The organism is Chryseobacterium sp. G0162, from assembly GCF_003815715.1.
Classification (GTDB): domain Bacteria; phylum Bacteroidota; class Bacteroidia; order Flavobacteriales; family Weeksellaceae; genus Chryseobacterium.
Genome location: NZ_CP033922.1, coordinates 3,754,490 through 3,777,898 on the forward strand (window position 1 = coordinate 3,754,490; position 23,409 = coordinate 3,777,898).

The 23,409-nt window shown below is 35.8% G+C and carries 28 protein-coding genes; 19 read left to right on the top strand and 9 right to left on the bottom strand.

Annotated elements, in window-relative coordinates:
• Positions 1 to 4: 4 nt before the first annotated feature.
• Both EG344_RS17010 and EG344_RS17015 read right to left on the bottom strand, forming a co-directional pair.
• A complete protein-coding gene (locus EG344_RS17010; RefSeq protein ID WP_123910587.1) occupies positions 5 to 907 on the bottom strand; it encodes an ABC transporter ATP-binding protein in 903 nt (300 codons plus the stop codon).
• Positions 908 to 990: 83 nt separating this feature from the next.
• Positions 991 to 1,977: a gliding motility protein GldB gene (locus EG344_RS17015; protein WP_185145568.1), complete on the bottom strand. Its 987-nt coding sequence runs from the start codon at positions 1,975 to 1,977 to the stop codon at positions 991 to 993.
• 46 nt (positions 1,978 to 2,023) lie between these two features.
• Here EG344_RS17015 and EG344_RS17020 point away from each other — a divergent pair, with 46 nt between their 5' ends.
• The 8 genes from EG344_RS17020 to EG344_RS17050 all read left to right on the top strand — a co-directional run bounded on the left by EG344_RS17020 (position 2,024) and on the right by EG344_RS17050 (position 6,150).
• Positions 2,024 to 2,662 (top strand): leucine-rich repeat domain-containing protein, encoded by a 639-nt coding sequence (locus EG344_RS17020; protein WP_123910589.1) that lies wholly within the window; start codon positions 2,024 to 2,026, stop codon positions 2,660 to 2,662.
• A 10-nt stretch (positions 2,663 to 2,672) separates the two neighbouring features.
• Entirely contained in the window at positions 2,673 to 3,194 is a 522-nt protein-coding gene (locus tag EG344_RS17025) for a GNAT family N-acetyltransferase (RefSeq protein ID WP_123910590.1), read from the top strand.
• 6 nt (positions 3,195 to 3,200) lie between these two features.
• Positions 3,201 to 3,515: an N-acetyltransferase gene (locus EG344_RS24440; protein WP_317126476.1), complete on the top strand. Its 315-nt coding sequence runs from the start codon at positions 3,201 to 3,203 to the stop codon at positions 3,513 to 3,515.
• A 37-nt stretch (positions 3,516 to 3,552) separates the two neighbouring features.
• The gene (locus EG344_RS24445) at positions 3,553 to 3,735 is read left to right on the top strand and encodes a hypothetical protein (protein ID WP_317126477.1); all 183 of its coding nucleotides are present in this window, start codon (positions 3,553 to 3,555) and stop codon (positions 3,733 to 3,735) included.
• Positions 3,736 to 3,748: 13 nt separating this feature from the next.
• Positions 3,749 to 4,543, top strand: coding sequence for an NAD(+) synthase (gene nadE / locus EG344_RS17035; RefSeq protein WP_123910591.1), 795 nt, complete (start codon positions 3,749 to 3,751; stop codon positions 4,541 to 4,543).
• An 83-nt stretch (positions 4,544 to 4,626) separates the two neighbouring features.
• Positions 4,627 to 5,142: a ribonuclease domain-containing protein gene (locus EG344_RS17040; RefSeq protein WP_228412754.1), complete on the top strand. Its 516-nt coding sequence runs from the start codon at positions 4,627 to 4,629 to the stop codon at positions 5,140 to 5,142.
• Between the two features lie 82 nt (positions 5,143 to 5,224).
• A complete protein-coding gene (locus EG344_RS17045) occupies positions 5,225 to 5,845 on the top strand; it encodes a Zn-dependent protease (RefSeq protein WP_123910592.1) in 621 nt (206 codons plus the stop codon).
• On the top strand, positions 5,842 to 6,150 hold the full coding sequence (locus EG344_RS17050; protein ID WP_123857243.1) for a barstar family protein: 309 nt from the start codon (positions 5,842 to 5,844) through the stop codon (positions 6,148 to 6,150). The genes EG344_RS17045 and EG344_RS17050 overlap by 4 nt, the downstream gene beginning before the upstream one ends.
• Positions 6,151 to 6,683: 533 nt before the next feature.
• On the opposite strand, the gene EG344_RS17055 is transcribed toward EG344_RS17050, so the two are convergent.
• Complete coding sequence (locus EG344_RS17055) at positions 6,684 to 7,166, bottom strand: cytidine deaminase (protein ID WP_123857242.1); 483 nt, start codon at positions 7,164 to 7,166, stop codon at positions 6,684 to 6,686.
• Positions 7,167 to 7,266: 100 nt separating this feature from the next.
• On the opposite strand from EG344_RS17055, the gene namA reads away from it, so the two are divergent.
• From namA to tssD, 3 genes are all read left to right on the top strand, one after another.
• Entirely contained in the window at positions 7,267 to 8,319 is a 1,053-nt protein-coding gene (gene namA / locus EG344_RS17060) for an NADPH dehydrogenase NamA (RefSeq protein WP_123910593.1), read from the top strand.
• A gap of 34 nt (positions 8,320 to 8,353) precedes the next feature.
• Positions 8,354 to 8,638, top strand: a complete 285-nt coding sequence (locus tag EG344_RS17065; RefSeq protein ID WP_123910594.1) for a DUF2752 domain-containing protein — start codon at positions 8,354 to 8,356, stop codon at positions 8,636 to 8,638.
• Positions 8,639 to 8,825: 187 nt separating this feature from the next.
• Positions 8,826 to 9,230, top strand: coding sequence for a type VI secretion system tube protein TssD (gene tssD, locus EG344_RS17070; protein WP_123910595.1), 405 nt, complete (start codon positions 8,826 to 8,828; stop codon positions 9,228 to 9,230).
• Between the two features lie 69 nt (positions 9,231 to 9,299).
• On the opposite strand, the gene EG344_RS17075 is transcribed toward tssD, so the two are convergent.
• The 3 genes from EG344_RS17075 to EG344_RS17085 form a co-directional block, all read right to left on the bottom strand.
• Positions 9,300 to 11,093: an endonuclease gene (locus tag EG344_RS17075; protein ID WP_123910596.1), complete on the bottom strand. Its 1,794-nt coding sequence runs from the start codon at positions 11,091 to 11,093 to the stop codon at positions 9,300 to 9,302.
• Between the two features lie 330 nt (positions 11,094 to 11,423).
• Positions 11,424 to 11,951: a DUF4136 domain-containing protein gene (locus tag EG344_RS17080; RefSeq protein WP_123857238.1), complete on the bottom strand. Its 528-nt coding sequence runs from the start codon at positions 11,949 to 11,951 to the stop codon at positions 11,424 to 11,426.
• A 1-nt stretch (position 11,952) separates the two neighbouring features.
• Positions 11,953 to 12,135 carry a DUF5522 domain-containing protein gene (locus EG344_RS17085; protein ID WP_007842321.1) on the bottom strand — a complete coding sequence of 61 codons (183 nt, stop codon included), beginning with the start codon at positions 12,133 to 12,135 and terminating at the stop codon, positions 11,953 to 11,955.
• Between the two features lie 41 nt (positions 12,136 to 12,176).
• Here EG344_RS17085 and EG344_RS24295 point away from each other — a divergent pair, with 41 nt between their 5' ends.
• From EG344_RS24295 to hemL, 4 genes are all read left to right on the top strand, one after another.
• Positions 12,177 to 12,503, top strand: coding sequence for a hypothetical protein (locus tag EG344_RS24295; RefSeq protein ID WP_123910597.1), 327 nt, complete (start codon positions 12,177 to 12,179; stop codon positions 12,501 to 12,503).
• Positions 12,504 to 12,668: 165 nt separating this feature from the next.
• Complete coding sequence (locus tag EG344_RS17095; protein ID WP_123910598.1) at positions 12,669 to 13,577, top strand: 1-aminocyclopropane-1-carboxylate deaminase/D-cysteine desulfhydrase; 909 nt, start codon at positions 12,669 to 12,671, stop codon at positions 13,575 to 13,577.
• Positions 13,578 to 13,592: 15 nt separating this feature from the next.
• Positions 13,593 to 14,651 carry a glucosaminidase domain-containing protein gene (locus EG344_RS17100; RefSeq protein WP_123910599.1) on the top strand — a complete coding sequence of 353 codons (1,059 nt, stop codon included), beginning with the start codon at positions 13,593 to 13,595 and terminating at the stop codon, positions 14,649 to 14,651.
• 75 nt (positions 14,652 to 14,726) lie between these two features.
• Positions 14,727 to 16,016: a glutamate-1-semialdehyde 2,1-aminomutase gene (gene hemL / locus EG344_RS17105; protein ID WP_123857234.1), complete on the top strand. Its 1,290-nt coding sequence runs from the start codon at positions 14,727 to 14,729 to the stop codon at positions 16,014 to 16,016.
• A gap of 57 nt (positions 16,017 to 16,073) precedes the next feature.
• Here hemL and EG344_RS17110 read toward each other — a convergent pair whose 3' ends face one another.
• Both EG344_RS17110 and EG344_RS17115 read right to left on the bottom strand, forming a co-directional pair.
• Positions 16,074 to 16,427, bottom strand: coding sequence for a hypothetical protein (locus EG344_RS17110; protein WP_123910600.1), 354 nt, complete (start codon positions 16,425 to 16,427; stop codon positions 16,074 to 16,076).
• A gap of 55 nt (positions 16,428 to 16,482) precedes the next feature.
• Positions 16,483 to 16,818 carry a hypothetical protein gene (locus EG344_RS17115; protein ID WP_123910601.1) on the bottom strand — a complete coding sequence of 112 codons (336 nt, stop codon included), beginning with the start codon at positions 16,816 to 16,818 and terminating at the stop codon, positions 16,483 to 16,485.
• A 276-nt stretch (positions 16,819 to 17,094) separates the two neighbouring features.
• Between EG344_RS17115 and EG344_RS17120 the strand changes: the two genes are divergently transcribed.
• The 4 genes from EG344_RS17120 to EG344_RS17135 all read left to right on the top strand — a co-directional run bounded on the left by EG344_RS17120 (position 17,095) and on the right by EG344_RS17135 (position 21,674).
• On the top strand, positions 17,095 to 18,429 hold the full coding sequence (locus EG344_RS17120) for an amidohydrolase (RefSeq protein ID WP_123910602.1): 1,335 nt from the start codon (positions 17,095 to 17,097) through the stop codon (positions 18,427 to 18,429).
• Between the two features lie 12 nt (positions 18,430 to 18,441).
• Complete coding sequence (locus EG344_RS17125; protein WP_123857230.1) at positions 18,442 to 19,113, top strand: ankyrin repeat domain-containing protein; 672 nt, start codon at positions 18,442 to 18,444, stop codon at positions 19,111 to 19,113.
• A 396-nt stretch (positions 19,114 to 19,509) separates the two neighbouring features.
• Positions 19,510 to 20,355 carry a helix-turn-helix domain-containing protein gene (locus EG344_RS17130; RefSeq protein ID WP_123910603.1) on the top strand — a complete coding sequence of 282 codons (846 nt, stop codon included), beginning with the start codon at positions 19,510 to 19,512 and terminating at the stop codon, positions 20,353 to 20,355.
• Positions 20,356 to 20,435: 80 nt separating this feature from the next.
• The gene (locus EG344_RS17135) at positions 20,436 to 21,674 is read left to right on the top strand and encodes an amidohydrolase (protein ID WP_123910604.1); all 1,239 of its coding nucleotides are present in this window, start codon (positions 20,436 to 20,438) and stop codon (positions 21,672 to 21,674) included.
• A 311-nt stretch (positions 21,675 to 21,985) separates the two neighbouring features.
• On the opposite strand, the gene EG344_RS17140 is transcribed toward EG344_RS17135, so the two are convergent.
• Complete coding sequence (locus EG344_RS17140) at positions 21,986 to 23,392, bottom strand: hypothetical protein (RefSeq protein WP_123857227.1); 1,407 nt, start codon at positions 23,390 to 23,392, stop codon at positions 21,986 to 21,988.
• Positions 23,393 to 23,409 lie beyond the last annotated feature (17 nt).

The following is a 23,409-nucleotide window of genomic DNA, read 5'->3' on the forward strand; positions in this document are numbered from 1 at the left end:
TGTTTTAGTTTTTTGTTATTTCCATAAACCAGTCTTCAAGACCTGCATTATTTCTGATCTCAAAGATCTCTGCATGATTCAAAACCAGTTTTTTGATAAGGGTAACAATATGTTCTTTAGATTCTGCAGTGATTTCTACAGTATTCTCATTGATGATTTTAGGAGAATATTGCTCCGGAATTTCATGGATAAACTGGGAGGCATTGTTGATTCCTATTCTGATATGATTGTATCGGTAGAGTTCATTAAGATCCTGTATGCTTCCTGTAAAGCGTATTTCACCATGGGAAATAATGGCAAGATGGGTAATCATTTTTTCTATTTCCTGAAGCAGATGACTGGAAATGAAAATAGTAACCCCTTCCTCTTTGTTGAGTTTCATCAAGAGTTCCCGTATCTCCAGCATTCCATTCGGATCAAGACCGTTTACAGGTTCATCCAGAATCAGCAAATCCGGTTTTCCAAGTAAAGTCATGGCAATAGAAAGTCTTTGTTTCATTCCCAGAGAATACTTTTTCATTTTCATTTTTCTGCTTTCCCAAAGGCCTACGAGATTCAAAACCCTTTCACATTCTGATTCAGGTAAGTCTCGAAGCCTGGAAATGATAATGAGGTTATCCCATCCGGAAAGATGGTCATAAAATGCAGCTGTATCTATCAGGCTCCCAATTTTTTGGAATCCTTCCGGATAGAGATCAGATAAATCCTTGTCAAAAATCCGGATGGTATGGTTGTCGTCAGGAATACTGCCGATCAGCATTTTCATCGTTGTAGATTTTCCGGCACCATTGGCTCCCAGGAATCCAAAAATACTTCCTTTGGGGACCGAAAGATCAATGTTTTTCAGAATCAGCTGATGGGGAGTAAATCCATAATTTAGATTTCGAATACTAATTAAATTTTCCATATATACTGTGTTGATGAAAGGTGAAAAATAAAAAAAAGACTTTCTGTAGTTACAAAAAGTCTTATATAGGTATGAAATAACGGTTACTTTGTTACACGAGGCTTATAACCGGATTCGTTAAAAATTTGTGTAGCATCCATTTTCAGGAAGTCTGTCAGTTTTGTTTCAGGTTTCTCTTTAAGATAAGCTTTACAGATCTGCCATCCTGTAAAAATCCCGATTTGTGGGGAGGATTCGTTGTCTATTTCAGTATAGAACTTTGAGAATGGTCCCGGAGCAATAAAGCGCTCTCCCAACCTTGGATCATCTCCAAATAACAGGTTACTTTCTACAAAATAATTCCAGATATTGGCTTCATTGTATGTAGCCCATTCATATTGTTTCTTTGTATAATTCATTTTCAGATAATCAGGAAAATCAGGAAGAAAAGCATCCTGTAGAATCATCACTTTTCCATTAAGAATGACCTGATCTATGAATTTTTGATGATCCGGAGATTCTGTTACAATATTTTCAGCAAAAAGCTGAGAAACCTTAGGAACAATATTCTGTGGGTTCATCGATTTCTGAAAGTAAACCTCCAGTCCTTTGTAATGAGCATTACCATCACCCATAAAACCAGTAATATCTATGAATAGAAGATTTCCTTTTTCATCATAAAAGATAGGATCCTGAACCATTTGTAAGGCCGATGAAAACAGATATACTTTTGGACTTTTAAACCTTGGGAAATAATGTTTGATGTGTGAAAATAAATCCTGAAGCTCTTTCTGTAATTTCGCTTGGTCTATTTTTCCAATGGCTTCCTTATAGATCTTAATTTCTTCTGCATCGGCTCTTCTTTTAGAGAAGTCAGCATCAGAAACAGTTCCCTGAAACCACGGAAACTGAGCTTTAAACTGGTCTAATGCAACATTAGGATTATAAAACACTTTGGAAATATCCGTCATTTCAATTTTTTCGGTGGTATCTTTTACCTCTATTTTCCATTGGTTTTCAGGTTCTTTTTTACAGGAATTCAATCCCACAACTAAAATAGAAGAAAAGGCAATGTATCTGAAAATCTTCATTATTTTTACATTAAGTTTACAAAAATAAGGATTAAATGGAGATTTCATGATGAAATTTAAAATATTTACAGCATTCATCGGTATTTTCGGATTTGCTTTTTTACAGGGACAGAAGCTTGAGTTTAAAGATAAAAATCTGGAAAAGGCAGTCATTGAAAATTTTGATCTGAATAAAGATGGAATGATAAGTAACTTTGAAGCAGAAGCCGTTAATAACCTGTTTCTGGTCCAAAAAGGGATTACTTCTACAGATGATCTGCATTTCTTTAAAAATGTAAAAATGATTATGCTGGATGAAAATGCTATTTCTACGATCGTTCTGAAGGATATGGATAAACTGAATCTTTTTTCATGTACAGGATGTAAAGTGAAATCATTTAAAGCTGAAAACCTGGGAAATATTACGTCTTTATATATGGATAATAACCTTTTGGAAACTATTTCCCTGAAGGCAACACCAAAAATTGACCAATTAACATTATCTTTAAATCAGCTAAAAACAATTGATTTGTCCCAGCTTAAAAATTTAAGAAGACTGAATGTGGAACATAACAAGATTTCTAAAATTGATATTTCCGGAAATCCTGCTTTGCAGACTTTAAACGTAGGTGGAAATAAAATGAAAGAGGAAGACATCAAGAAAGGATTAAAAACAGAGGTTACCATTTTTGGAACGACTGACTAAAATTCATACTATGAAAATAGAAACCCAAAGACTTATTTTAAGAAAACTTGAAGAGGCTGACTTTGATCGGATGTTCCTTATGGATTCTGATCCTGAGGTGATGAAATATCTCGGAAAACCAGTGATAAATGTTGATGAATCAAAAGAAGCAATCAAAATGATTCAGAAACAATATGAAGAAAATGGAGTTGGCAGACTTGCCGTAATTGAAAAAGAAAGTGGTTTGATGATTGGATGGAGCGGCTTGAAATTATTGAAACAACCTATCAACGGACATGTGAATACATTGGATTTGGGCTATCGTTTTATTCCTGAATTCTGGGGCAAAGGTTATGCCATAGAAGCTGCACGAGCATCTCTGGAGTATGGTTTTAACGAGTTAGAAGCAGACGTTATTTATGCCTACGCAGATTCTGGAAATACAGGCTCAAATTATATCTTAAAAAAGCTGGGCTTCAAGAATACAGAGGAATTTGAAGACTCAGGAGTTAAATGCTTTTGGTATGAATTGAAACGTGAACAATATTTTTAATAGATAATGATAACAATAAGACAAGAAGAAGTAAAAGATTATGAAGAAGTTTTTAAGCTTATAGAAGATGCTTTCAGGGATATGGAACATAGCGATCATCAGGAACATTTTCTTGTAGAAAAATTGAGAAAGTCTGAAGCATTTATTCCTGAACTGTCTTTGGTTGCAGAAGATGAGAATGGGCGTGTTGCCGGGCATATTTTATTTACAAAGCTTATCATTGAAAATGATTCAGAAATTTTTGAATCATTAGCTTTGGCCCCCTGTTTCTGTAAAACCTGGGTTTCAAAATCAGGGAATTGGCAGACAATTAATTCGTGAAGGACATCTTATAGCTCAAAAACTAGGATACCAATCGGTGATTTTAATTGGACATGAAGAATATTATCCAAAGTTTGGTTACAAAAAAACAAGTAATTTTGGGATCTCATTTCCGTTTGAAATTCCGGAAGAAAATGGAATGGCCATTGAATTGGTAAAAGATGGATTAAAAAATATAAAAGGGAGGGTAAAATATCCCAAAGAATTTGGAATAGACTAAAAAAATATAAACGATGCAGACACAGAAAGTGATAGATCATATTGTTGGCTGGTTAAAAGATTATGCCACAAAAGCCAGAGTAAATGGATATGTAATTGGAGTTTCCGGAGGAGTAGATTCCGGAGTGGTTTCTACCCTGGCCGCAATGACCGGACTAAAAACATTATTGATCGAAATGCCAATCCGTCAGAAAGCTGACCAGGTAGACAGAGCACAGGATCACATGAATGACCTGAAATCCAGATTTCCCAATGTGGAAATCATGTCTGTAGATTTAACACCTGCTTTTGAAGAGCTTTATAAGACTTTTGACGTAAAAGATGATCTGTATCCGAATGAGAAACTGGCATTTGCCAACACAAGATCGCGTTTAAGGATGCTTACACTGTATTATTACGGCCAGATTAACGGACTTTTAGTGTGTGGAACCGGAAATAAAGTGGAGGATTTCGGAATTGGATTTTATACGAAGTATGGAGACGGTGGAGTAGACGTTTCTCCAATTGGAGACCTTTATAAAACAGAAGTGTATGCTTTAGCAAAAGGGTTGAATCTGATTAAAAGCATTCAGGAAGCAATTCCTACGGACGGACTTTGGGATGTAGACCGTACAGATGAGCAGCAAATTGGAGCAACGTATCCGGAACTGGAAAAAATTCAGAAAGAATACGGAAGCAAAACAGCTGAAGATTATGAAGGCAGAGATAAAGAGGTATTCCAAATCTTTGACAGAATGCATAAAGCAGCAAAACATAAGATGGATCCTATTCCGGTTTGTGATATTCCTGAAGATTGGAGAGAATCATAAATAAAATGTACTATTTAGCAATGTACCAATCATTGGTATATTGCTAGACTGATACATTATTACATTAATATTATATTGTTACTATGAATAGTAAAATAAGAGCGGTATTTTTTATATGCTTGGGCCTTCTTTTCGGAATGTCGGTGATGTATATCTATAATAATTTTATTAAGAGTAAAGATCATTCATCCTCAGCTAAAACTGAGGCTGTAAGCTATGGAAGTACTTCCACAGAAGATCAGTATAATACCGGGAATTCATCAATACAGGTTTCTATTGAAAAGCTGACTGAAGAAAAAACGGTGATCAGTTATGTAAAACAAAACCATAGACTTCCGGATTACTACATCACAAAAAATGAAGCCAGAAAACAGGGCTGGAATCCTTCAAGAGGAAATCTTTGTGAAGCAATTCCAGGAAAAGCTATTGGCGGAGATAAATTTGGGAACAGGGAAGGGAGATTACCTGATGGAAATCAATATTTTGAAGCCGATGTTAATTACCATTGTGGTGGAAGAAATGCAGACCGGATTATTTATACCAAAAATGGAGATGTTTACCTTACCAAAAACCATTATAAGAGTTTTGAAAGACAGTAATTATCACTTTGAGGAACGAAGCGATGACAAGATCTAAAGTAAAAAAGGATAATTTGTATTTAAACCAGGATAAGTAGTAATTTTGAAAAATAATAGTTTTGCTTATTTACTGTTTTTATTTCTGATGTTTTCATGCTCGGAAAAACAAAGGAATGGTAAAGTACAGAAACAAAAACCTGCAATAACCATACTCATTCAGCCATTCAGAGGTATACAATCTGAAAAAGTGAAAACAGTAGCTGAAGGGATTAAAAAAGTATATCCTAATGTTAAAGTTCTTGAAGCTATAGATTTTCCTGGAAATGCTTATTATAAGGAAAGAAACCGCTATAGAGCGGATTCAACGATTAAGTTTTTAAACACTAAGACCAGGGAAGGCTTTGTTACCATTGGACTCACTTCAAAAGATATTAGTGTGACCAAAGGTAAAATAAAAGACTTTGGGGTGATGGGTTTAGGTTATAGACCGGGAAAAGCTTGTATAGCATCAGATTTTAGATTAAACAAGAAAAACTCAGACGAGCAGTTTTATAAGATCGCTATTCATGAGCTTGGTCATACTCAGGGGCTACCACATTGCCCGGAAAAAATGTGCTTTATGAGAGATGCAGAAGGTAAAAATCCTACTAATGAGGAAACGGATTTTTGTAAGAAATGCAAAACTTTTTTAATCAGTAAAAATTGGAAATTTAGTTCAATATGAAGACAGTATATATAGATTTTACAGAAATAGGCGATTATGAGGATTTCTATGCTCAATTAAAAGAAAAAGTTCAGCTTCCTGAACATTTCGGGGATAACCTTGATGCGCTTTTCGATACCATTACCGGAGACCTTGAAATGCCACTTCACATTGAATTCGTGAATATGACGGTAGATCAGCTTGAAATTTTTGAAGACCTGCTGACAACATTAGAAGATGCAGAGGAAGAAGTTGAGGATTTCACTTTCAGCTACTATCTGGAGCAATATGAAGATGACGAAGACGAAGAGGAAACAGAAGACTAGTAGGTAATGTAAAAAGTAATAGGGTTGTTTTAGAAATAGAACAACCTTTTTTATTGTTTAAAGATTGGCTCAATCAGCAAAATCAGCGAGAGTTTTAAGTTATATGGAGAATATTTTTACGCAGATAAAGGGGATTTCACAAGTTTCTCTTTGATACTGTTTGTTGAAAAATGCCAAGGCGCAAAGAGTTTCAATAAAGTACTCCTTTTAAGGTGCAAAAAAAATAAAGATTTTCAGGAAACGTATATTTTGAGGAATAATATCTATGTACTTATGTAGTTAAAAAAATTAAACGACATAGGTACATAGGTTTCAGGCTACATATCATTCACGGCTATAGGAGTACAAACATGGTTGTATTAAATTTTAATGTAGATAAAATTTTAGGTATTAAAAATAAAAACCAACAGAACGACTGTTGGTTTTAAATTCAATATAACTCACCATAACATGTAAGTCCGTATTATTTTAAATATCACAGCAAAGCCAAATATTTACTTTAAAATCATACATTACAAATCTACAGGTTCACCTTATAAAAAGGTAGAATCAAAATAGAAAGGCAATAAATCCTTCACTGCATGAACTTTCACAACCTCTTCATTCATACTTGAAAAATAAAGGTCAATGTTTTCGTTTTGCTTGGTTTCATATTCTATTAAACTTTGACGACAGGCCCCACAAGGTGGAATTGGTGGGTTTTTTTCGTGAAATTCTTTAGGACCACCCACAACGAAGATCTTTTTTACCTTCACATTGGGAAAGTTGGCGGCTACCCAAAAAAGAGTAGTTCTCTCAGCGCAAAGCCCTGAAGGGAAAGCAGCATTTTCCTGATTGTTTCCGGAATATATTTCTCCGTTTTCCAACAGCACAGCACATCCTACAAAAAACTGAGAATAAGGTGCATAAGCGTTTGCGCGAGCCTCTTTGGCTCTTTCGAATAATTGTTTTTCTATATCGCTCAGTTCGCTGCTATTTTTAAAATATTCGTAACTGATCTGTATGTCTTTTTTCATATATTGTAGACTAAAAAAGGGGGGTAAAATTAGTTCTTTTTAATGAGGTGGGCAATATTTTATTCTTCCAATGAAAAGTTCAATTTTTTAAGACTATAAAATGTTATATACTTCAATACAATTCAGAAATATAGAACTGAAAAACCGCTGGGTAATGTCTCCCATGTGTATGTATTCATGCGAAAACGGAATGGCCAACGACTTTCATCTGGTGCATTACGGGAGCAGAGCACAGGGAGGAACCGGCTTGCTTGTAGTGGAAGCTACAGGAGTAGAACCGAGAGGAAGAATTACCAATCACTGCATGGGAATTTGGAATGATGAACAAGCAGAAAAGTTACAGCGAATAGTAGAATTTGTTCATGAAAATTCAGACAGTAAAATAGGAATTCAACTGGCCCATGCCGGTAGAAAAGGTTCCACATGGAATAATTTGCAGATTCCTATTGAAGAAGGTTGGGAAACCATTGCACCAAGCTCCATTCCTTATCATCCTTCAGAAAGAATTCCACATGCGTTGAGCACCGATGAGATAAAAGAACAGGTTCAGAATTTTAAAAAAGCAGCCCGAAGAGCAGTAAAAGCAGGTTTTGATGTTATTGAAATTCATGGAGCGCATGGCTATCTTATCCATCAGTTTTTGTCACCGTTATCCAATATCCGGACAGATGAATACGGCGGAAGCTTTGAGAACAGAATCCGTTTTCTCATGGAAATTGTAAATGCAGTGAATGAAGAACTGAATGAAAATACGGCACTTTTTGTAAGGATCTCCGGAACAGAATATGCAGAAAATGGCTGGGATATTCAGGATAGCGTAGCGTTGGCAAAAGTCTTAAAAGAGCATTCCGTTGACCTTGTGGATGTATCAAGTGGCGGGAATATCCACGGAGCAAAAATTTCAGTTTTCAACGGGTATCAGGTTCCTTTGTCTTCCCAGATCAAAAGCGAAGCTGGGGTAAAAACAGGAGCTGTAGGCTTAATTACAGAATTGGAGCAAGCTGAGACAATTCTTCAGCATGGAGAAGCAGATCTGATCTTTGTAGCAAGGGAAATATTAAGAAATCCCTACATTGCAGTTCAGGGAAGCTTTGAAATGAAAGAAGAATGCTTTTTCCCACATCAATATACCAGAGCGAAGATCTCATCATAACAAGATAGGAATACCATCATCCTAAAGAAAAGAAATGAATATAGAAGACTTTATGCTGACCTGCCCAAGTAAAAAATTTCTGGGGGTAGAATGTTTGGGTTGTGGCGCTCAGCGTGCCATTGTTTTGGTCTTTGAAGGGAAATTTTCAGAGGCATTTAAAATGTATCCTGCTGTATACTCGGTATTGCTGTTTTTTTTCATTTTGGGATTAAGTTTTATAGATAAGAATAGAAAATATTCCCCTGTTCTTATGATCCTGATTGTCATCAATCTTGTCATTATGATTGTTTCCTATGTTTACAAACATTTCTTATTATAGGGAAGAGAAAAATGTAAATCAAAGTTCTTTTTTGAAAATTCTATAATTTTATAAAGTATGAAGTCGTAGAATTACTACAATTTTTAAAACTGTTCCCTCAAAACTTTTGATATTAGAACTTGAAGTCTATCTTTGTTATAGAAAATCCTTTAAACAGGGCTATCATTAATGATTTAAATTTAAGAATATGGCAGGAAATTCAAGAGGAATCTTAAAATTCAATGGAGGTGAAGGTCAGAAGTTATTAAAACTTAATTACAGCGTTTCAAGAGCTACTGACGTTTCAGGACGTGTAGCATCAGATCCGTCAAATGCACTGATAAAAGTAACCATCGAAGCAACAGAGAAATCTGATGTTCTGGAAAGTTTACTTAATAGCAAATATAAACCTACATCAGGAGAAATCAACTTCAATAAATCTCACGAAGAAGGTACATTAATTACCTTGAAATGGGAAAACGGATATGTTATTCAACATGAAGTAGACTTTGATGCAATAGACAGTAACAATATGCTGATTAGCTTTGTAATAAGCGCTGAAACCATTACTTATGGTAATTCTGAATATGCAGGACTTTGGCCAAGCAGCTAAATATTTATCTCTTAAAAATAAAAGACTGTCTTAATCAAAGACAGTCTTTTTATTATAAATATATTTGGATTATTTTACTAAAAACTGCAGTGTAGTTCCATCCAGTTTCAAAATATAAACTCCCTGATTAAGACTTCCGGTTCTGATTACATTTCCATTCCTGAAAGGTCTGTCAATCGTCTGAATAACTTTCCCCTGAAGCGTATAGATTTCAGCTCTTTTAATATCTTTAATTTCACCTTTTACAATGATCTCCTGATTGGTGATCGGGTTAGGAGTAATTTTAAAGTTTTGCGTGGTCGCTTGGGTAACACTTTTAGCTTGCCTGGCAGCAGAGTTTGAATAACATGTCCATTTCAGATCATCAACAGCCACTCTGTTGCTGGCTGAGTTATTTACCAGGCTTACCGTTACATTCCCGGAAACATTAATATTATTAATAGTTGTTGTAGTAGCAGCCATACTATAAGGAACCGTACCCACTGTTGTTCCGTTTACTTTTACATCAAGAACCCCGTTGCTTCCTGAAAATTTCAACTGTGTAGTTACTGTTAAAGAGCCAATTCCATTTGCCGAACTTCCGGATGTTAATGATCCATTTCTTACAGTAATAGCCTTATTATTGATCGTTTGGTCTGTTCTGGAGTCTGTAGCAGTCCAGGAAATACCGCCATTGCTCCATGTTTTGGTGGAATAAGTAGAGCTTGCAGCAGGAATGGATTCGAAATTTTCATTGGCACAGTCTGTAGATGGATTAGGAGTTGACGTTCCTGTATTCGTTGTTCCTGAAACGGTAGAACTGTTTGACGATGAATTGCCAGCAGCATCTTTGGCGACAACATAGAAATTGTAAGTAGTTGAAGGATTTAATCCTGAAATCGTTGTAGAAGTTGAACTTATTGTAGTTTGAAGACTTCCGTTCATATAAACATTGTAAGCAGAAACTCCCACATTATCCGAAGCAGCATTCCATGTAAGAGAAATACTGTTGGATGTTTTGGAAGAAATGGCTAAACCTGTAGCAGTTGTAGGAGCTTGAGTATCACTGGTTGGTTGTTGAGATCCCCAGATAAGATTTACATAGCTTGGGTTATCAATGAAAGGATTTCTGTTACCCTGATAAGTATATGATGCATTATTCCTTTTAATTTCGGCTTGAGATACCGGATCTTGATTATGCCATGCTAAAAGAACATTCAATTCCCAGGTCTGAAGTCCGGGAAATGTAGAACTTCCCAGCATATTTCCTGAAGAAAAAGAAGAAAGCTTACTCTGATAACGCGTTACAAAATAAAAGATCATACGGGCAACATCCCCTTTAAACTCATCAATCGGCTCAAAAACGACCCCGGAATATCCTGAAGAAACAGAATTACCCAGCTTTGATCCATTCTTAGAGGTAAAAGTTGCACTTCCAACCTTTCCAAACGGATAATTACTTCTCATTCCGTTTACTTTGCCATCTGTAGCTCTGATAAAATGAATGTCAGCCACCATTGGTGAAGCCTGATTAAATAAACTTTGAGGGATAATATGTTCTCTGTTATAACAGTTTCCTTCTGTAGAATAAGTCCCGCACTGGTTTGATCCTGGAGTATATTTATAAGGGTCAGCACCTACAGGTTTTTCTGAATAAATATCAAGGATAGAACCATCATTTTCGTAGTCTTTATCAATGTCGGTCGTTTTATAGGCAGTCCATAATCCATTGTAGCCTTTGTCCTGGTGTCCGCTGGTAATAATGCTGCTCAAAGCAGTTTTAAGTGCAGCACCACTCAATCCATTGGCCGAGTTGTAGTATCCTGTAGGAGCCTGGGCATAGACAAGTCCCGAGAATACAGAGAATAAGATAATTTTTTTCATATTAATATAATTTCCCACAAGATTACTACATTTTCATGAATAAGAAATTACATTATTATTAATTTTGAATGTACCGCATTTAGCTTTCACCATTGAATTATAAATGATGATTGATTATGATAAATGATCTCCAATTAGTAAACATACATGATAGGAAATTTCTCGATCGCTTTCATCTTGGAGACATTTAATATTGTGATCCATAAACCTAAAACCTGTATTTCTGAACTTGTCCTTCGAATCTCGAAACCTATACTTGAATAATCCCGGTCATAAAAATAAAAAAACCGGCACAAAAGTACCGGCTTATATAATAATAGCTATAATTTTTTATTTTCTCTGTGGCGGATAATTTTTCATAATCTCAGCCAAAATTTCAGGAATCTGTCTCTGTTTAGATTTTGGAGAATCTACAGAAATTCCGCTTCCTATACCTTGCCAAACCAATTTATTGGATTTTGCATCAATAAGGTCAACGATTAAGGCGCCTTCATTATAATTGCTTGTCCATGTTCTGTTCATTCCAACACCCCATCCGAAAGGTCCACCCCAACCCCACATTCCGTAAGGGGAAGAACTTTGTATATCCGTAATTTTTTTATGGTTTGCTTTTACGTTGATAATAAGATCAGGATTTTCTCCGGATTGAAGTCCTTTGCTTTGAAGTTGTCTCGAAAGCTCATTCAGAACTCTGTCTTTATCAATATCATTCAATTTTAGATCATCAATTCTTATTTTATAAGTTTTGTAAGAATTGAAATTGGCGGTTTCAGCATAATCTGAACGTACCTGAAACGGGCTACAAGAAGTTAAACCTAATGTAGCAGATGCCAACAAAATAAAAATATATTTTTTCATTTTATTTATTTTTTTTATCATTTTTAATGAATGTATCAGTCTTTTTATCGTACCCGTAAGGACAGTGTCTGCAGCCGCTTTTACAGCAATATCCTCTTTTCAGATGAAATTTTTCTGTAAAAACTTTGTATCCCTGTTCATTATAATAAAAGTCTTCACCTTCTTTGATGTCATAATGGGCCATAAGTTAAATGCAAAGTCAAAAAACTTTTTATATTTGTTAGTATGATAATTGTATGCCAAAAGCCATTAAAAAAATTAAAAATTAACGGCATTGCTCTTTTTCCCTTTATCTTCATTAGGAAACCCGAAGATAAGGAAAATAATACACTTATTAACCACGAAAAAATCCACCTGCGGCAACAGTTGGAAATGCTCATCATATTCTTCTACATTTTCTATGTTATTGAATATTATTACTGGTTTTTCAAACTAAAAGATGGCTACCAGGCATACAGAAGGATCTCATTTGAAAGAGAAGCCTATGCTAATGAAAACAATCTGAATTATTTGCGTAAGAGAAAGTTCTGGAACTTTAGGAAATATTTGTAAAAAACATCAATAGGGTGGGCTTTAGCCCAACCTAAAAATTTAAATATATTACGCATCAGTACAACATCATCATCCGTGAAAACCTGTGCAATCCGTGGGAAACTTAATAATTAATCTTTTATTATTTTTGTACCCTATAACCCATGAGCAGTCTAAAAAACTAAAATGCTATTACAATTCCCAACAGAAACTATTCCCATTCAGGAAATCCAGATTCATAAAAATGTAACACTCTTCATCAAGAGAGAAGATCTTATCCATCCCCAGATTTCTGGAAATAAATATTGGAAGTTGTTTTATAATGTTAATCGTTATCTGGAAGGAAACCCTGAAAAACCTTATATTATTACATTTGGAGGAGCTTTTTCCAATCATATTGCTGCTGTTTCTGCGGTAGGTAATCTAGCGGGTATTCCAACATTAGGAATTATCAGAGGAGAAGAATTACAGGACAAATGGCGGGATAATCCAACTTTACTGTTTGCCAAAAGAAACGGAATGAACCTGAAATTTGTCACCCGTGAAGAATACCGTCATAAAGAAAAGCTGACAGAATTCCTGCAGCAGGAGTTTTCTAATGCTCTGGTTGTTCCTGAAGGAGGAACTAATGGAGAGGCCGTGGAGGGGGTGAAAATGATGCTCAATGAGCAAACAAAAGATTTTGACTATCTTTGCACCGCAGTTGGAACGGGAGGAACCATTGCCGGAATTTCAAAATTTTGTGAAGATAATCAGAAAGTTATAGGATTTAAGGTCGTTAACGATGCTTCACTTGAAAATAGAATATTTGAATTAACTTTGAAACAGAATTTTAATCTAATAGATTCATGTTTTGGAGGTTATGGTAAAATAAGTGATGAGAATATCCGTTTTATCAATGATTTCAAAGAGAAATACAACATTCCTCTGGAACCGATTTATACAGGAAAGATGATGCAGAAGGTTTTTGAATTGATTGAAGAAGATTATTTTCCTGAAAATAGCAGGATTTTGTGCTTTCATACTGGTGGATTACAGGGGATTGAGGGAGCTAATCTGCTTTTAGAAAAACAGAATAGAAATTTAATTATATAAGTAAAATTGAAAAACATGAAAAGACTTTTTCTATCCATAAGCCTTTTAGTTTTATCAAAATTTTCTGCCCAGAGTTGGGCAACCGAAGATCAATACATCCAAAAATTTGCAAAATATGCAGTAGAGGAAATGGAAAAATATAAAATTCCTGCTTCTATTACTCTTGCGCAAGGACTTCTTGAAACAGGAGGCGGGCAAAGCAGGCTGGCACAGGAAGGTAAAAACCACTTCGGAATCAAATGTAAAGAAGATTGGACCGGTAAAACAATGAAACATACAGACGATGCTCCTAACGAGTGCTTCCGGGTGTATGACGATCCAAGACAATCTTACGAAGATCACTCTATATTTTTATCTACCAGAAAATATTACGCTAATCTTTTCAACCTGGATATGAAGGATTACAGAGCGTGGGCATATGGCTTAAAAAAGGCCGGATATGCAACCAATCCTCGTTATGCTTCCATTCTGATCACCAAAATTGAAAAGTATAAGTTATACGAATACGACAACACCAGTTCTAATGAAGTGTTGTATGCTGTTCTTAAAATGTACCCGGATCTGAAAGATGACAGAACTTTTATGGCACAACTGGAGCCTTCAAAAGCGACAAAGAAAGCCAAAGAGCCGGTGACCGTAGAAGTTCCTTATAAGCAGACTTCTTACGCACAGCAACAGAAAAGAGTGGAGAGAATCAAAACAAAAGCTGAGATTTTGAATTCTATTCTTATCAAAAGTCACCCGAACGACGGGCTGAAATATATTATCATTCCTGAAGATACCGATATTAAATTCATTGCTAATAAATTCAAGGTCAGCGAAAGCCGCCTGATGAAATGGAATGAACTGGACAATGAAACATTGAAGAAAAATGATATCGTTTTTCTTGAATCTAAAAATTCATCAGGAAATACAGCCACTTATAAAGCCGTATCTGGAGAGGATATGCATGATATCGCCCAGAAATTCGGAATCAAGTTACATAAATTATACGCTAAAAACAGAATGGATGAAGGACAGCAGCCATCTGCAGGACAGCTGATTTATCTGATTGATAAAAAACCAAGAAACTAATTTAAATTTTTTGTTGAGAGTTTATTGTTGACACTTAACCGCCAACCCGTAACTGTCAACCAACGACAAATATATATGAAGTATCAAAGAAGTTCGGCTTTATTTGATGAAGCCTACAAATACATTCCGGGAGGAGTAAATTCTCCGGTAAGAGCATTCAAATCAGTGGGAGGAGTTCCTGTTTTCATGAAATCTGCAAAAGGAGCTTACCTTACCGATGCTGATGATAATACGTATATCGATTACATCAATTCATGGGGACCTGCTATTTTAGGTCACACGCATCCTGAAGTATTGGAAGAACTGAAAATCCAGGCAGAAAAAGGATTCTCTTTCGGTGCCCCTACAGAACTGGAAACTGAAATTGCTAAATTCATCATCGAAAACGTTCCGAATATTGACCAGATCAGAATGGTTTCTTCAGGAACGGAAGCGTGTATGAGTGCTGTAAGACTGGCAAGAGGCTATACTAAAAGAGATAAGATCGTAAAATTTGAAGGCTGCTATCACGGACATTCGGATTCATTCTTAATTAAAGCAGGAAGTGGAGCTGCTACCTTTGGAAATCCAAATTCTCCAGGAGTAACAGAAGGTACCGCAAAAGATACTTTATTAGCTCGTTATAATGATTTTGAACAGGTTCAGGATTTATTCCGTCTCAATCCGGGAGAAATTGCTGCTGTAATTATAGAGCCGGTTGCAGGAAATATGGGATGTGTATTGCCTGAGAATGATTTCTTACAAAACTTAAGAAAGATCTGTGATGAAAACGGAGCTTTATTGATTTTTGATGAGGTAATGACTGGTTTCAGATTAGCATTCGGTGGAGCACAGGAGCTTTTCAATGTAAAAGCTGACCTGGTAACGTATGGAAAAGTAATCGGAGGTGGACTTCCAGTGGGAGCTTTTGCCGGAAGAAACGAAATTATGGATCATCTGGCTCCAAAAGGTGGTGTATATCAGGCTGGAACATTAAGTGGAAATCCGTTGGCGATGAGAGCAGGATTAAAAACGCTTCAATTGATTAAAAACGATGCTGAATTTTTCAACAGATTAAGCAAAACAACCCAAACCTTAGATCTTGAAATTGGAAAGATTTTAAATGAAAAAGGAATTGCTCATAAAATCAACAGAAAAGGATCTATGATGTCTGTGTTCTTCCATACCAACAGGGTTTCAAACTTTGATGAGGCACAGGAAGCAAATCATTCATTGTTCAATAATTTCTTCCATCAGATGCTTCAAAATGGAGTGTACCTGCCACCAAGTGGTTATGAAACATACTTTATCAGTGATGCGATCAAAGAAAAAGAAATTGATATGACGCTGGAAGCCGTAAGAAAATTTGAATATTCTAATTTATAAATAACAAGAGACTGTCTTAAAAGGCAGTCTCTTGTTTTGTATCAAGAATTAAATTTATTAAGCCAAACCATAGCAGAGTAAGCACATCCATCGTCCTTCATGATTCGCCTCATCAGCATCGAAAATATAAAGACCTTTACTTTGTATATGTTCTCTTTGGCTAAGTGCGTCTCCTTCAGAAGCATCCGTAATATATATTAGGGTACCATCCTGCTCTTTTCCATATAATGAGTTTCCTTTAGCCGTAAGTTCTGCACGGGTTAATCGGGGAGGTAATAATCCATCAATGGTTAGGACATCTTTTTTGGCAGTAACGTCAAGGGTCGCTTTAGGGGTTTCTGTATTGATTCCTGTTTGGGCAAATACAACAGAAGTTACACATATCGAAATAATGCTAATTAATTTTTTCATATATTTTTTCAAAGGTAAATTTAAAATCCAGTCTCTTTTTTATTTATTAATTTGATTAAAGAAAAGCGTAACAATATAGGCACATCCATCTTCCTTCATTGTTGGAAGCTTCCGCATCAAAGATATAAAGTCCCTTACCTTCAATATATTCTCTTTGGCTTTGTCGATCTCCTCCGGAAGCCTCCGTAATATATATTATGGCACCATCCTGTTCTGTTCCATATAAAGTATTACCTTTCTCTGTAAGTTCTGCACGCGTCAATCTTGGAGGTAATAAGCCTTCAATTGCTAAAGCGTTTTTTTTTGCGGTAACATCCAAGGTTGCTTTAGGATTTTCAGTATTAATACCTACTTGAGCAAACGCAATAGATGTGATACCTATTAAAATCAAGCTAATCAATTTTTTCATGTTTTTTTTTCTTACAAATATAAATTATACAAAAAAAATAAAGTTCATGTTTCATTACTTGAAATGTATTAAAGAGACTGATTTATAGTGTAATGATATGTATATAAGAAGATATTTTGGTGAGAAAATAATTAATAATGTATTATTATAGAGATTTTTATTACAGTGATAAAAAAGTATAAATTATACAGATTTTGTAATAAACTATACACTTTGTTCAGAACACTTCTTTTTAATTTTGTCATAAATAGATTGGAAATGAAGACTTCAGACAAGAATATGTCCCGCAAGGATTTTATCAGAAATTCAGCACTGGCAATGGCAGGATTAACTTTAATACCTAATATCATGACAGCATCCCCTTTTTTGGATGAGAAAAACAGTGTAGCAAAAGGAAAATTGAGCCTAAAAAATGTTCGTTTAGAAACTGGTTTTGAATATGACGAAGGAGAAGTTTCCGCCACAAAGACTGATCTGTTTTATGTAGAAGTTGAAAATGGGAGAATCTCTAAAATTACTGCAAACCAACCTAATGCAAAGGCTATAGATGCGAAAGGTTTATTAATGCTTCCCGCCTTTAAAGACATGCATATCCATCTGGATAAAACATTTTATGGAGATAAATGGCAGGCTGTAAGGAAAAGAACCGGTGGAATAAAGGGGATGATTGAGCTGGAGCAGAAAATGCTCCCCGAAATGCTGAAAAAATCAACATTCAAAGCTGAGAAAATGATTGAATTATTGCAATCAAAAGGAACATCTTATGCCAGAAGCCATGTGAATATTGAACCTACTTCAAAGCTTCAGTCTTTAAAAAATCTACAGAAAGCTTTAGAAAATAAAAAGGAAGGTTTCGGAGCAGAGCTGGTGGCTTTTCCGCAACACGGAGTATTCTATACAGATTCGGCACCGTATCTGACAGAGGCTGCGAAGATGGATATTGATTTTATTGGTGGAGTAGATCCTTTCAATGTCGATGGGAATATTGAAAAAGTAATGGATTTTACAGTTCAGCTAGCTTTAGACCATAAGAAAGGAATAGATATTCACCTCCATGAAACGGGAGATTCCGGATTGAAGACGGTAGAATATCTGATAAAAAAAGTAAATGAAAACCCTTCTTTAAAAGGGAAAACATACTTGAGCCATTGTTTTATACTGGCGAAATTAGATGAAGCAAAGCAGGAAGATATTGCTGCAAAACTGGCCAATGCACAGATTGGAGTTGTTTCTACTATTCCTTTCGGAAGACTGATTATGCCAATTCCTACTTTATACAAACATAAGGTAACGATACTGACAGGAAATGACAGCATTGTAGATCATTGGAATACTTTTGGAACCGGAAGTGTACTTCAGAAAGCCAATTTAATGGCACAGCTGTACGGATATTCAACTGAGTTTTTATTATCAAGAAGTTTAAAACTGGCAACCGGAAATATCCTTCCATTGGATGATAAAGGAACTCAGCAATGGCCTAAAACAGGTGATAAAGCAGATTTTGTTTTGCTGAATGCCAGTTGTTCTGCGGAAGCGGTATCAAGAATCTCTAATGTTGAATCATTGGTATATCAGGGAAATGTAGTTTTTTAAATTTAATTTAAAATGAAGAAAATATTGGTATTTCTTTTAGCATTCGGGAGTCTGAGTGCCTGTCAGGAGAGATCCGGGAATTTTTCAAATGAGAATATCATGCAGGAAAAAGACATCATCAATCAGGTAAAGAAGAATAATATTTCTGCTGTTAAATCTGCTTTGGAAAACGGAACAGATGTGAACACACGAGATGGAAAAGGCCGTTCTCTATTGCTGATCGCAACCGTAGAGAAACAAACCGAAATGGCAAAGCTGTTGGTTTCCTATAAAGCAAATGTTAATCTTCAGGATAACCAGTTAGACAGTGCATTTTTATACGCCGGAGCAAGCGGACAAACGGAATTGGTAAAGCTATATCTTGAAAATGGAGCCCGTTTCGATTTGTTTAATCGTTATAATGGAACAGCTTTGATTCCTGCCTGTGAACGTGGGTATGTGGAAACCGTGAAGGTGCTCGTTAAAACAAAAGGTTTTCCGGTCAATCATGTGAACAAATTAGGCTGGACAGCTTTAATGGAAGCGGTAATTCTTGGAAACGGAACCCAAAAATACCAGGAAATTGTCCAGATCCTGAAAGATCATGGAGCGGATCTTACGATTCCTGATCATGCAGGAAAAACACCTTTACAACATGCCGAATCATTAGGCTTTAAAGAAATAGCTATGATCCTGAAATCATAAAAAATAATATTTACAGATTATAAAAGTGGTATTAAATTTTATCGGAGATAAAATCTTTGCGCCTTAAATACAGCATCATGAACTAAACCTTAGCGCCGTTGCGATTCCCAATATTTGCTTTTAAGTATTATCACCTATGTACCTATTGGTTGAGAAATAATTTTTGTTACCATATAGGCATATAGATTAATTACAAATGAATTATTGATGGTGGAAGTATAAGATTTTTCGTCTTATTGGAAATGATCTAGAGATGTTTCAATAGTAAAGAATCATAAAATTCAGATATATAATTGAGTTGGTGTTTTAGCCACAAAGGATACTTATACTTCTTTTGTGGCTATTTTAATTTTTTCTCACATAAATTTTATTAATTTTAGAAGAAATTCAGGTAGCGTGAATTATCATACAGATTATTTTCCCATTTTAGGAATTCAGGAGTTTAGCGAGAACCAGCTTAGTGGCTGTCATTTGCTGTTTAATGAACTCTATGGGGCACGTTCCATTGATGATCCCCATAAACATGATTTTTTTATCATCAATCTTTTTGAACATGGAGTAGGTTCCCATACTATAGATTTTACGGAACATCAGGTAAAGGATTATCAGATTCATCTTGTTTTTCCGGATCAGGTACATCAATGGGTGATTGAAAAAGAGACGGTAGGCTATCAATTGATGATTAGCAGGGATTGGTTTGAAAGTTTTTTGCCATCACTGAGATTTTCAGCTTCTTATTATCAGAATCATCCTGTAATTAATCTTTCCCAAGATGTTTTTAAAACCTTCCTGTATGAATTTCAGGCCATTCAAAAAGAATTGAGTAGTGAAAACATATTTTGGGAACTGATCAAAAAGAGAAGTGAATTGATTGGTTTATTGGTGAGCCAAACTGTGGAAGGCGCTTTTAAGGATTTTGAAGTTTACAATTCAAATCCCATTATTTCTAAATTTTTACACCTGATTGATGAACATTTCAGAACTGAAAGATCTGTTTCCTTTTATGCAGATAAACTGAATATTTCTGCCAATTATCTGAATATCGTCTGTAAAAAAAATCTCAATGCTTCTGCATCATCTCTTATTCAGGATCGTATTTTACTGGAAGCAAAGCGTCTTTTGAAAGTTTCGGAAATGTCTGTAAAAGATATTGTGTATGACTTGGGTTTTTACGATCATGCCAGTTTTTCGAAATTCTTTAAAATGCAAACGGGAATGACGCCATCTCAATTCAAGGAATAATTTATACAAAACAAGACATAATTGATACACCGGTTTTCATAAGAAGCCGGTGTAATTTTGTAGGGTTAAAATATTAAATCATGCAATTTCCCTATCAATTAACTGCAAAAGGAAACTATTCCCTTAAAAATGTCCGCCTGGAAACAGGTTTTGAATACGAAAATGAAGAGGTTATCGGAACAAAAACAGACCTTTTCAGTATCGAAATTGAAAATGGAAAAATTAAATCGGTAAAGGCTAATGATCCAGCTTCCAAAGCTATTGATGCCAATGGGTATCTGATGCTTCCTGCTTTCAGGGATATGCACATTCATCTGGATAAAACGTGGTATGGTCTTCCCTGGCAGGCACTTTCTTCTAAAAGAAAAACGGTAAAGGATATGATCGCTTATGAACAGGAGATCATTCCTGAGCTATTAAAAACTTCAGTGGAAAGGGCGGAACAGCTTATCAGTCTGCAACAGCATTATGGGACTCATTTTGCAAGAACCCATTTCAATATTGATCCTACCTCAGGATTAAAATCATTGGAACATTTAGAACAAGCGCTTCAAAATAAAAAAGATTCCTTTAAAGCAGAGTTGGTTGCGTTTCCACAACATGGGGTGTATTATACAGAAACAGCTCCTTTAATGAAGGAAGCCGCAAAATTAAAAAGTGTAGCTTTTATTGGCGGTGTAGATCCGTTTAGCCTTGATGGAAGTATTGAAAAAGTAATGGATTTTACAGTGCAGCTGGCACTGGATCATAATAAAGGAATTGATATTCACCTGCATGAAGTAGGAGAGTCCGGAATGAAGACGATCAACTATCTGATTGATAAAACGATTGAAAATCCTGCACTTCAAGGGAAGACATTTGTAAGTCATGCATTTGCATTGGCTCATCTTTCTCCAAAAGAGGCAGAGGAAATTTCAGAGAAACTGGCAGCCGGAAAAGTAGGAATCGCTTCATCAGTACCCTTTAAAAAGACCATCATGCCAATCCCAACGTTGAAAAAATATGGTGTAAATGTTTTGATCGGGAATGATAATGTACAGGATTTCTGGAGTACTTTCGGATCCGGAAGTATGTTACAGAAAGCCAATCTGATTGCAGAACTCTATGGTTATGCTACTGAATTTGCCTTGTCAAGAGCATTACAGTTTGCGACTCAAAGCATTGTTCCTTTGGATGACAAAGGAAATCAGCAGTGGCCTAAAGCGGGGGATGCCGCCGCAATTGTTTTAGCAGACGCTTCATGTTCTGCTGAAGCTGTTTCCAGAATATCTAAAATAGAAGCCCTGATGCACGACGGGAACCTGTTCTGGAGAAGTTAAATAGAATGTATATATATTTTTTATACACTTGTTTTTTGTGAATCAGCCACCGGGATTTCCGGTGGCTGTTTTTATTGATATCAATATCAAAAAGGGCTGGGCTTTAGCCAAAACTTAAAATCAGAAGGTTAATAGGTTAGTCAAACCATCATTTTTAAGGCTACAAAAGATAAGGTTGAGGCTTTACATGTTAAAATGTCTTAATATTGAAAACTGCTATAATCCGTTATTTTGGATAATCATGCTAAAAAAAGCCTTCGGAAAAAACTTCCGAAGGCTTTTTATGAATAAAATCTAATTACTATATTATTTTATAAATTGTAGTTGGTCCATCCAGCGTACCAAGTATCATTAATGTCTGCCACAGCACCTTTGTAAGCTACTTTTTGGAACCAGTTACTTACTTTAGTATTGGTGAATTTAGCTCCAGTCAATAGTGGAGAACCTGAAGCAGGAGCAAAGTTCGGAGTAGTTCCGCCAGGAGCCCATGCGTTAGTAAGTTTTATATCAGCTGTAGAACCTAAGATTGAGTTTCCACCATTATTAAACCAAGTGGTAAGAAGTTCTATTGAATACGTTGTAGGAGTAGAAGGTCCGAATTTCAGAGGAGTTGTATTTCCTGCTAAAACATTGTTTTCAAAGAATAATCTATTTCCTGTAATATTAAGATCCGTTGCAGTTCCTTTAGTAGCATCAATAAACAGACCTACAGGATATCCTGTGAATACAGAGTTGAATACAGAGATAGAAGAGTTTCTTCTGATCTGTAATGCATTTTGGAATAAAGCATTGATTTGACCAGGGGCAGCAGAGTTGATTGGCCCAATAATGGTCATGTTAGAGAATGTAGCTGAGGTTTGAGGGGCAGTAACAGAACCATTAGCATCATTATCAGATTCAAATGCATTAGATCCGGAAACGTCCGCAACCTGAGAATCTCTTACAGCAATACCGAACTGAACATTCCCTGAATAACCATTATCAGTATCGAAATCATCATCAAGACCTTTGTAGGCAATAAGGTGAGAACAGTTTACCGTTCCTCCGAACCACTCGAAGCTGTCATCATTAGCGTAAGCAACCTCAACATAGTCTACAAGAGTTCCGTTACCTACTCCTCCGAATGTGATCCCGTTGATCTCTTTATCCGGTAAGAAAGCATATCCTGCATATTCTACTCTTACATATTGTAATACACCACTGTTATCAGCTGGGTTATTTCCTCCATAAAGTCCAAGACCATCAGCGTCATTGATACCTCCTTCCATTTCTCCAACACCGTTTTGTCCTTTAAAAGTGGCATTGGTAGGTGCATTTCCTAAGATAACAAGACCTGCCCAGTCACCTCTTTTTGGACTAGGTTTTTCTGAAGTAAAGATAATTGGATTGGTAGCAGTTCCTTTAGCCATGATTTTACTTCCTCTCGTAATGATTAAAGCTCCATTTTTATCAGCTTCACCTACGATTTTTGTACCAGGCTCAATAGTTAATGTTGCTCCTTTAGTTACATATACTAATCCTCTCAGCTTATAGATTTTATTAGCTTTAAGGGTAAGATCAGATGTGATTTTTCCTGAAAGAATTAGGTTTTCAGTATCCCCTCCGTTTCCGTTACCTCCATTTTGAACGATGGTCGGTCCATCTTCTTCTATATTTCTACATGCAGTAGTTGACACTAAAGCACCAAGCATTAAAGAATATAAAACGAACTTTTTCATATTGTAAGAATTAAATT

What these genes read in the sequence shown, in the direction of transcription:
- EG344_RS17125 (WP_123857230.1), top strand. Translation starts at nt 18,442, where the DNA reads ATGAAGAAAATATTGGTATTTCTTTTAGCATTCGGGAGTCTGAGTGCC.
- EG344_RS17135 (WP_123910604.1), top strand. Translation starts at nt 20,436, where the DNA reads ATGCAATTTCCCTATCAATTAACTGCAAAAGGAAACTATTCCCTTAAA.
- EG344_RS17120 (WP_123910602.1), top strand. Translation starts at nt 17,095, where the DNA reads ATGAAGACTTCAGACAAGAATATGTCCCGCAAGGATTTTATCAGAAAT.
- EG344_RS17010 (WP_123910587.1), bottom strand. Translation starts at nt 907, where the DNA reads ATGGAAAATTTAATTAGTATTCGAAATCTAAATTATGGATTTACTCCC.
- EG344_RS17015 (WP_185145568.1), bottom strand. Translation starts at nt 1,977, where the DNA reads ATGAAGATTTTCAGATACATTGCCTTTTCTTCTATTTTAGTTGTGGGA.
- EG344_RS17140 (WP_123857227.1), bottom strand. Translation starts at nt 23,392, where the DNA reads ATGAAAAAGTTCGTTTTATATTCTTTAATGCTTGGTGCTTTAGTGTCA.
- EG344_RS24440 (WP_317126476.1), top strand. Translation starts at nt 3,201, where the DNA reads ATGATAACAATAAGACAAGAAGAAGTAAAAGATTATGAAGAAGTTTTT.
- EG344_RS17100 (WP_123910599.1), top strand. Translation starts at nt 13,593, where the DNA reads ATGAAAAGACTTTTTCTATCCATAAGCCTTTTAGTTTTATCAAAATTT.
- EG344_RS17095 (WP_123910598.1), top strand. Translation starts at nt 12,669, where the DNA reads ATGCTATTACAATTCCCAACAGAAACTATTCCCATTCAGGAAATCCAG.
- EG344_RS17040 (WP_228412754.1), top strand. Translation starts at nt 4,627, where the DNA reads ATGAATAGTAAAATAAGAGCGGTATTTTTTATATGCTTGGGCCTTCTT.
- namA (WP_123910593.1), top strand. Translation starts at nt 7,267, where the DNA reads ATGTTATATACTTCAATACAATTCAGAAATATAGAACTGAAAAACCGC.
- tssD (WP_123910595.1), top strand. Translation starts at nt 8,826, where the DNA reads ATGGCAGGAAATTCAAGAGGAATCTTAAAATTCAATGGAGGTGAAGGT.
- EG344_RS17050 (WP_123857243.1), top strand. Translation starts at nt 5,842, where the DNA reads ATGAAGACAGTATATATAGATTTTACAGAAATAGGCGATTATGAGGAT.
- EG344_RS17110 (WP_123910600.1), bottom strand. Translation starts at nt 16,427, where the DNA reads ATGAAAAAATTAATTAGCATTATTTCGATATGTGTAACTTCTGTTGTA.
- nadE (WP_123910591.1), top strand. Translation starts at nt 3,749, where the DNA reads ATGCAGACACAGAAAGTGATAGATCATATTGTTGGCTGGTTAAAAGAT.
- EG344_RS17075 (WP_123910596.1), bottom strand. Translation starts at nt 11,093, where the DNA reads ATGAAAAAAATTATCTTATTCTCTGTATTCTCGGGACTTGTCTATGCC.
- EG344_RS17080 (WP_123857238.1), bottom strand. Translation starts at nt 11,951, where the DNA reads ATGAAAAAATATATTTTTATTTTGTTGGCATCTGCTACATTAGGTTTA.
- EG344_RS24295 (WP_123910597.1), top strand. Translation starts at nt 12,177, where the DNA reads ATGATAATTGTATGCCAAAAGCCATTAAAAAAATTAAAAATTAACGGC.
- EG344_RS17085 (WP_007842321.1), bottom strand. Translation starts at nt 12,135, where the DNA reads ATGGCCCATTATGACATCAAAGAAGGTGAAGACTTTTATTATAATGAA.
- EG344_RS17025 (WP_123910590.1), top strand. Translation starts at nt 2,673, where the DNA reads ATGAAAATAGAAACCCAAAGACTTATTTTAAGAAAACTTGAAGAGGCT.
- EG344_RS17020 (WP_123910589.1), top strand. Translation starts at nt 2,024, where the DNA reads ATGATGAAATTTAAAATATTTACAGCATTCATCGGTATTTTCGGATTT.
- EG344_RS17055 (WP_123857242.1), bottom strand. Translation starts at nt 7,166, where the DNA reads ATGAAAAAAGACATACAGATCAGTTACGAATATTTTAAAAATAGCAGC.
- EG344_RS17065 (WP_123910594.1), top strand. Translation starts at nt 8,354, where the DNA reads ATGAATATAGAAGACTTTATGCTGACCTGCCCAAGTAAAAAATTTCTG.
- hemL (WP_123857234.1), top strand. Translation starts at nt 14,727, where the DNA reads ATGAAGTATCAAAGAAGTTCGGCTTTATTTGATGAAGCCTACAAATAC.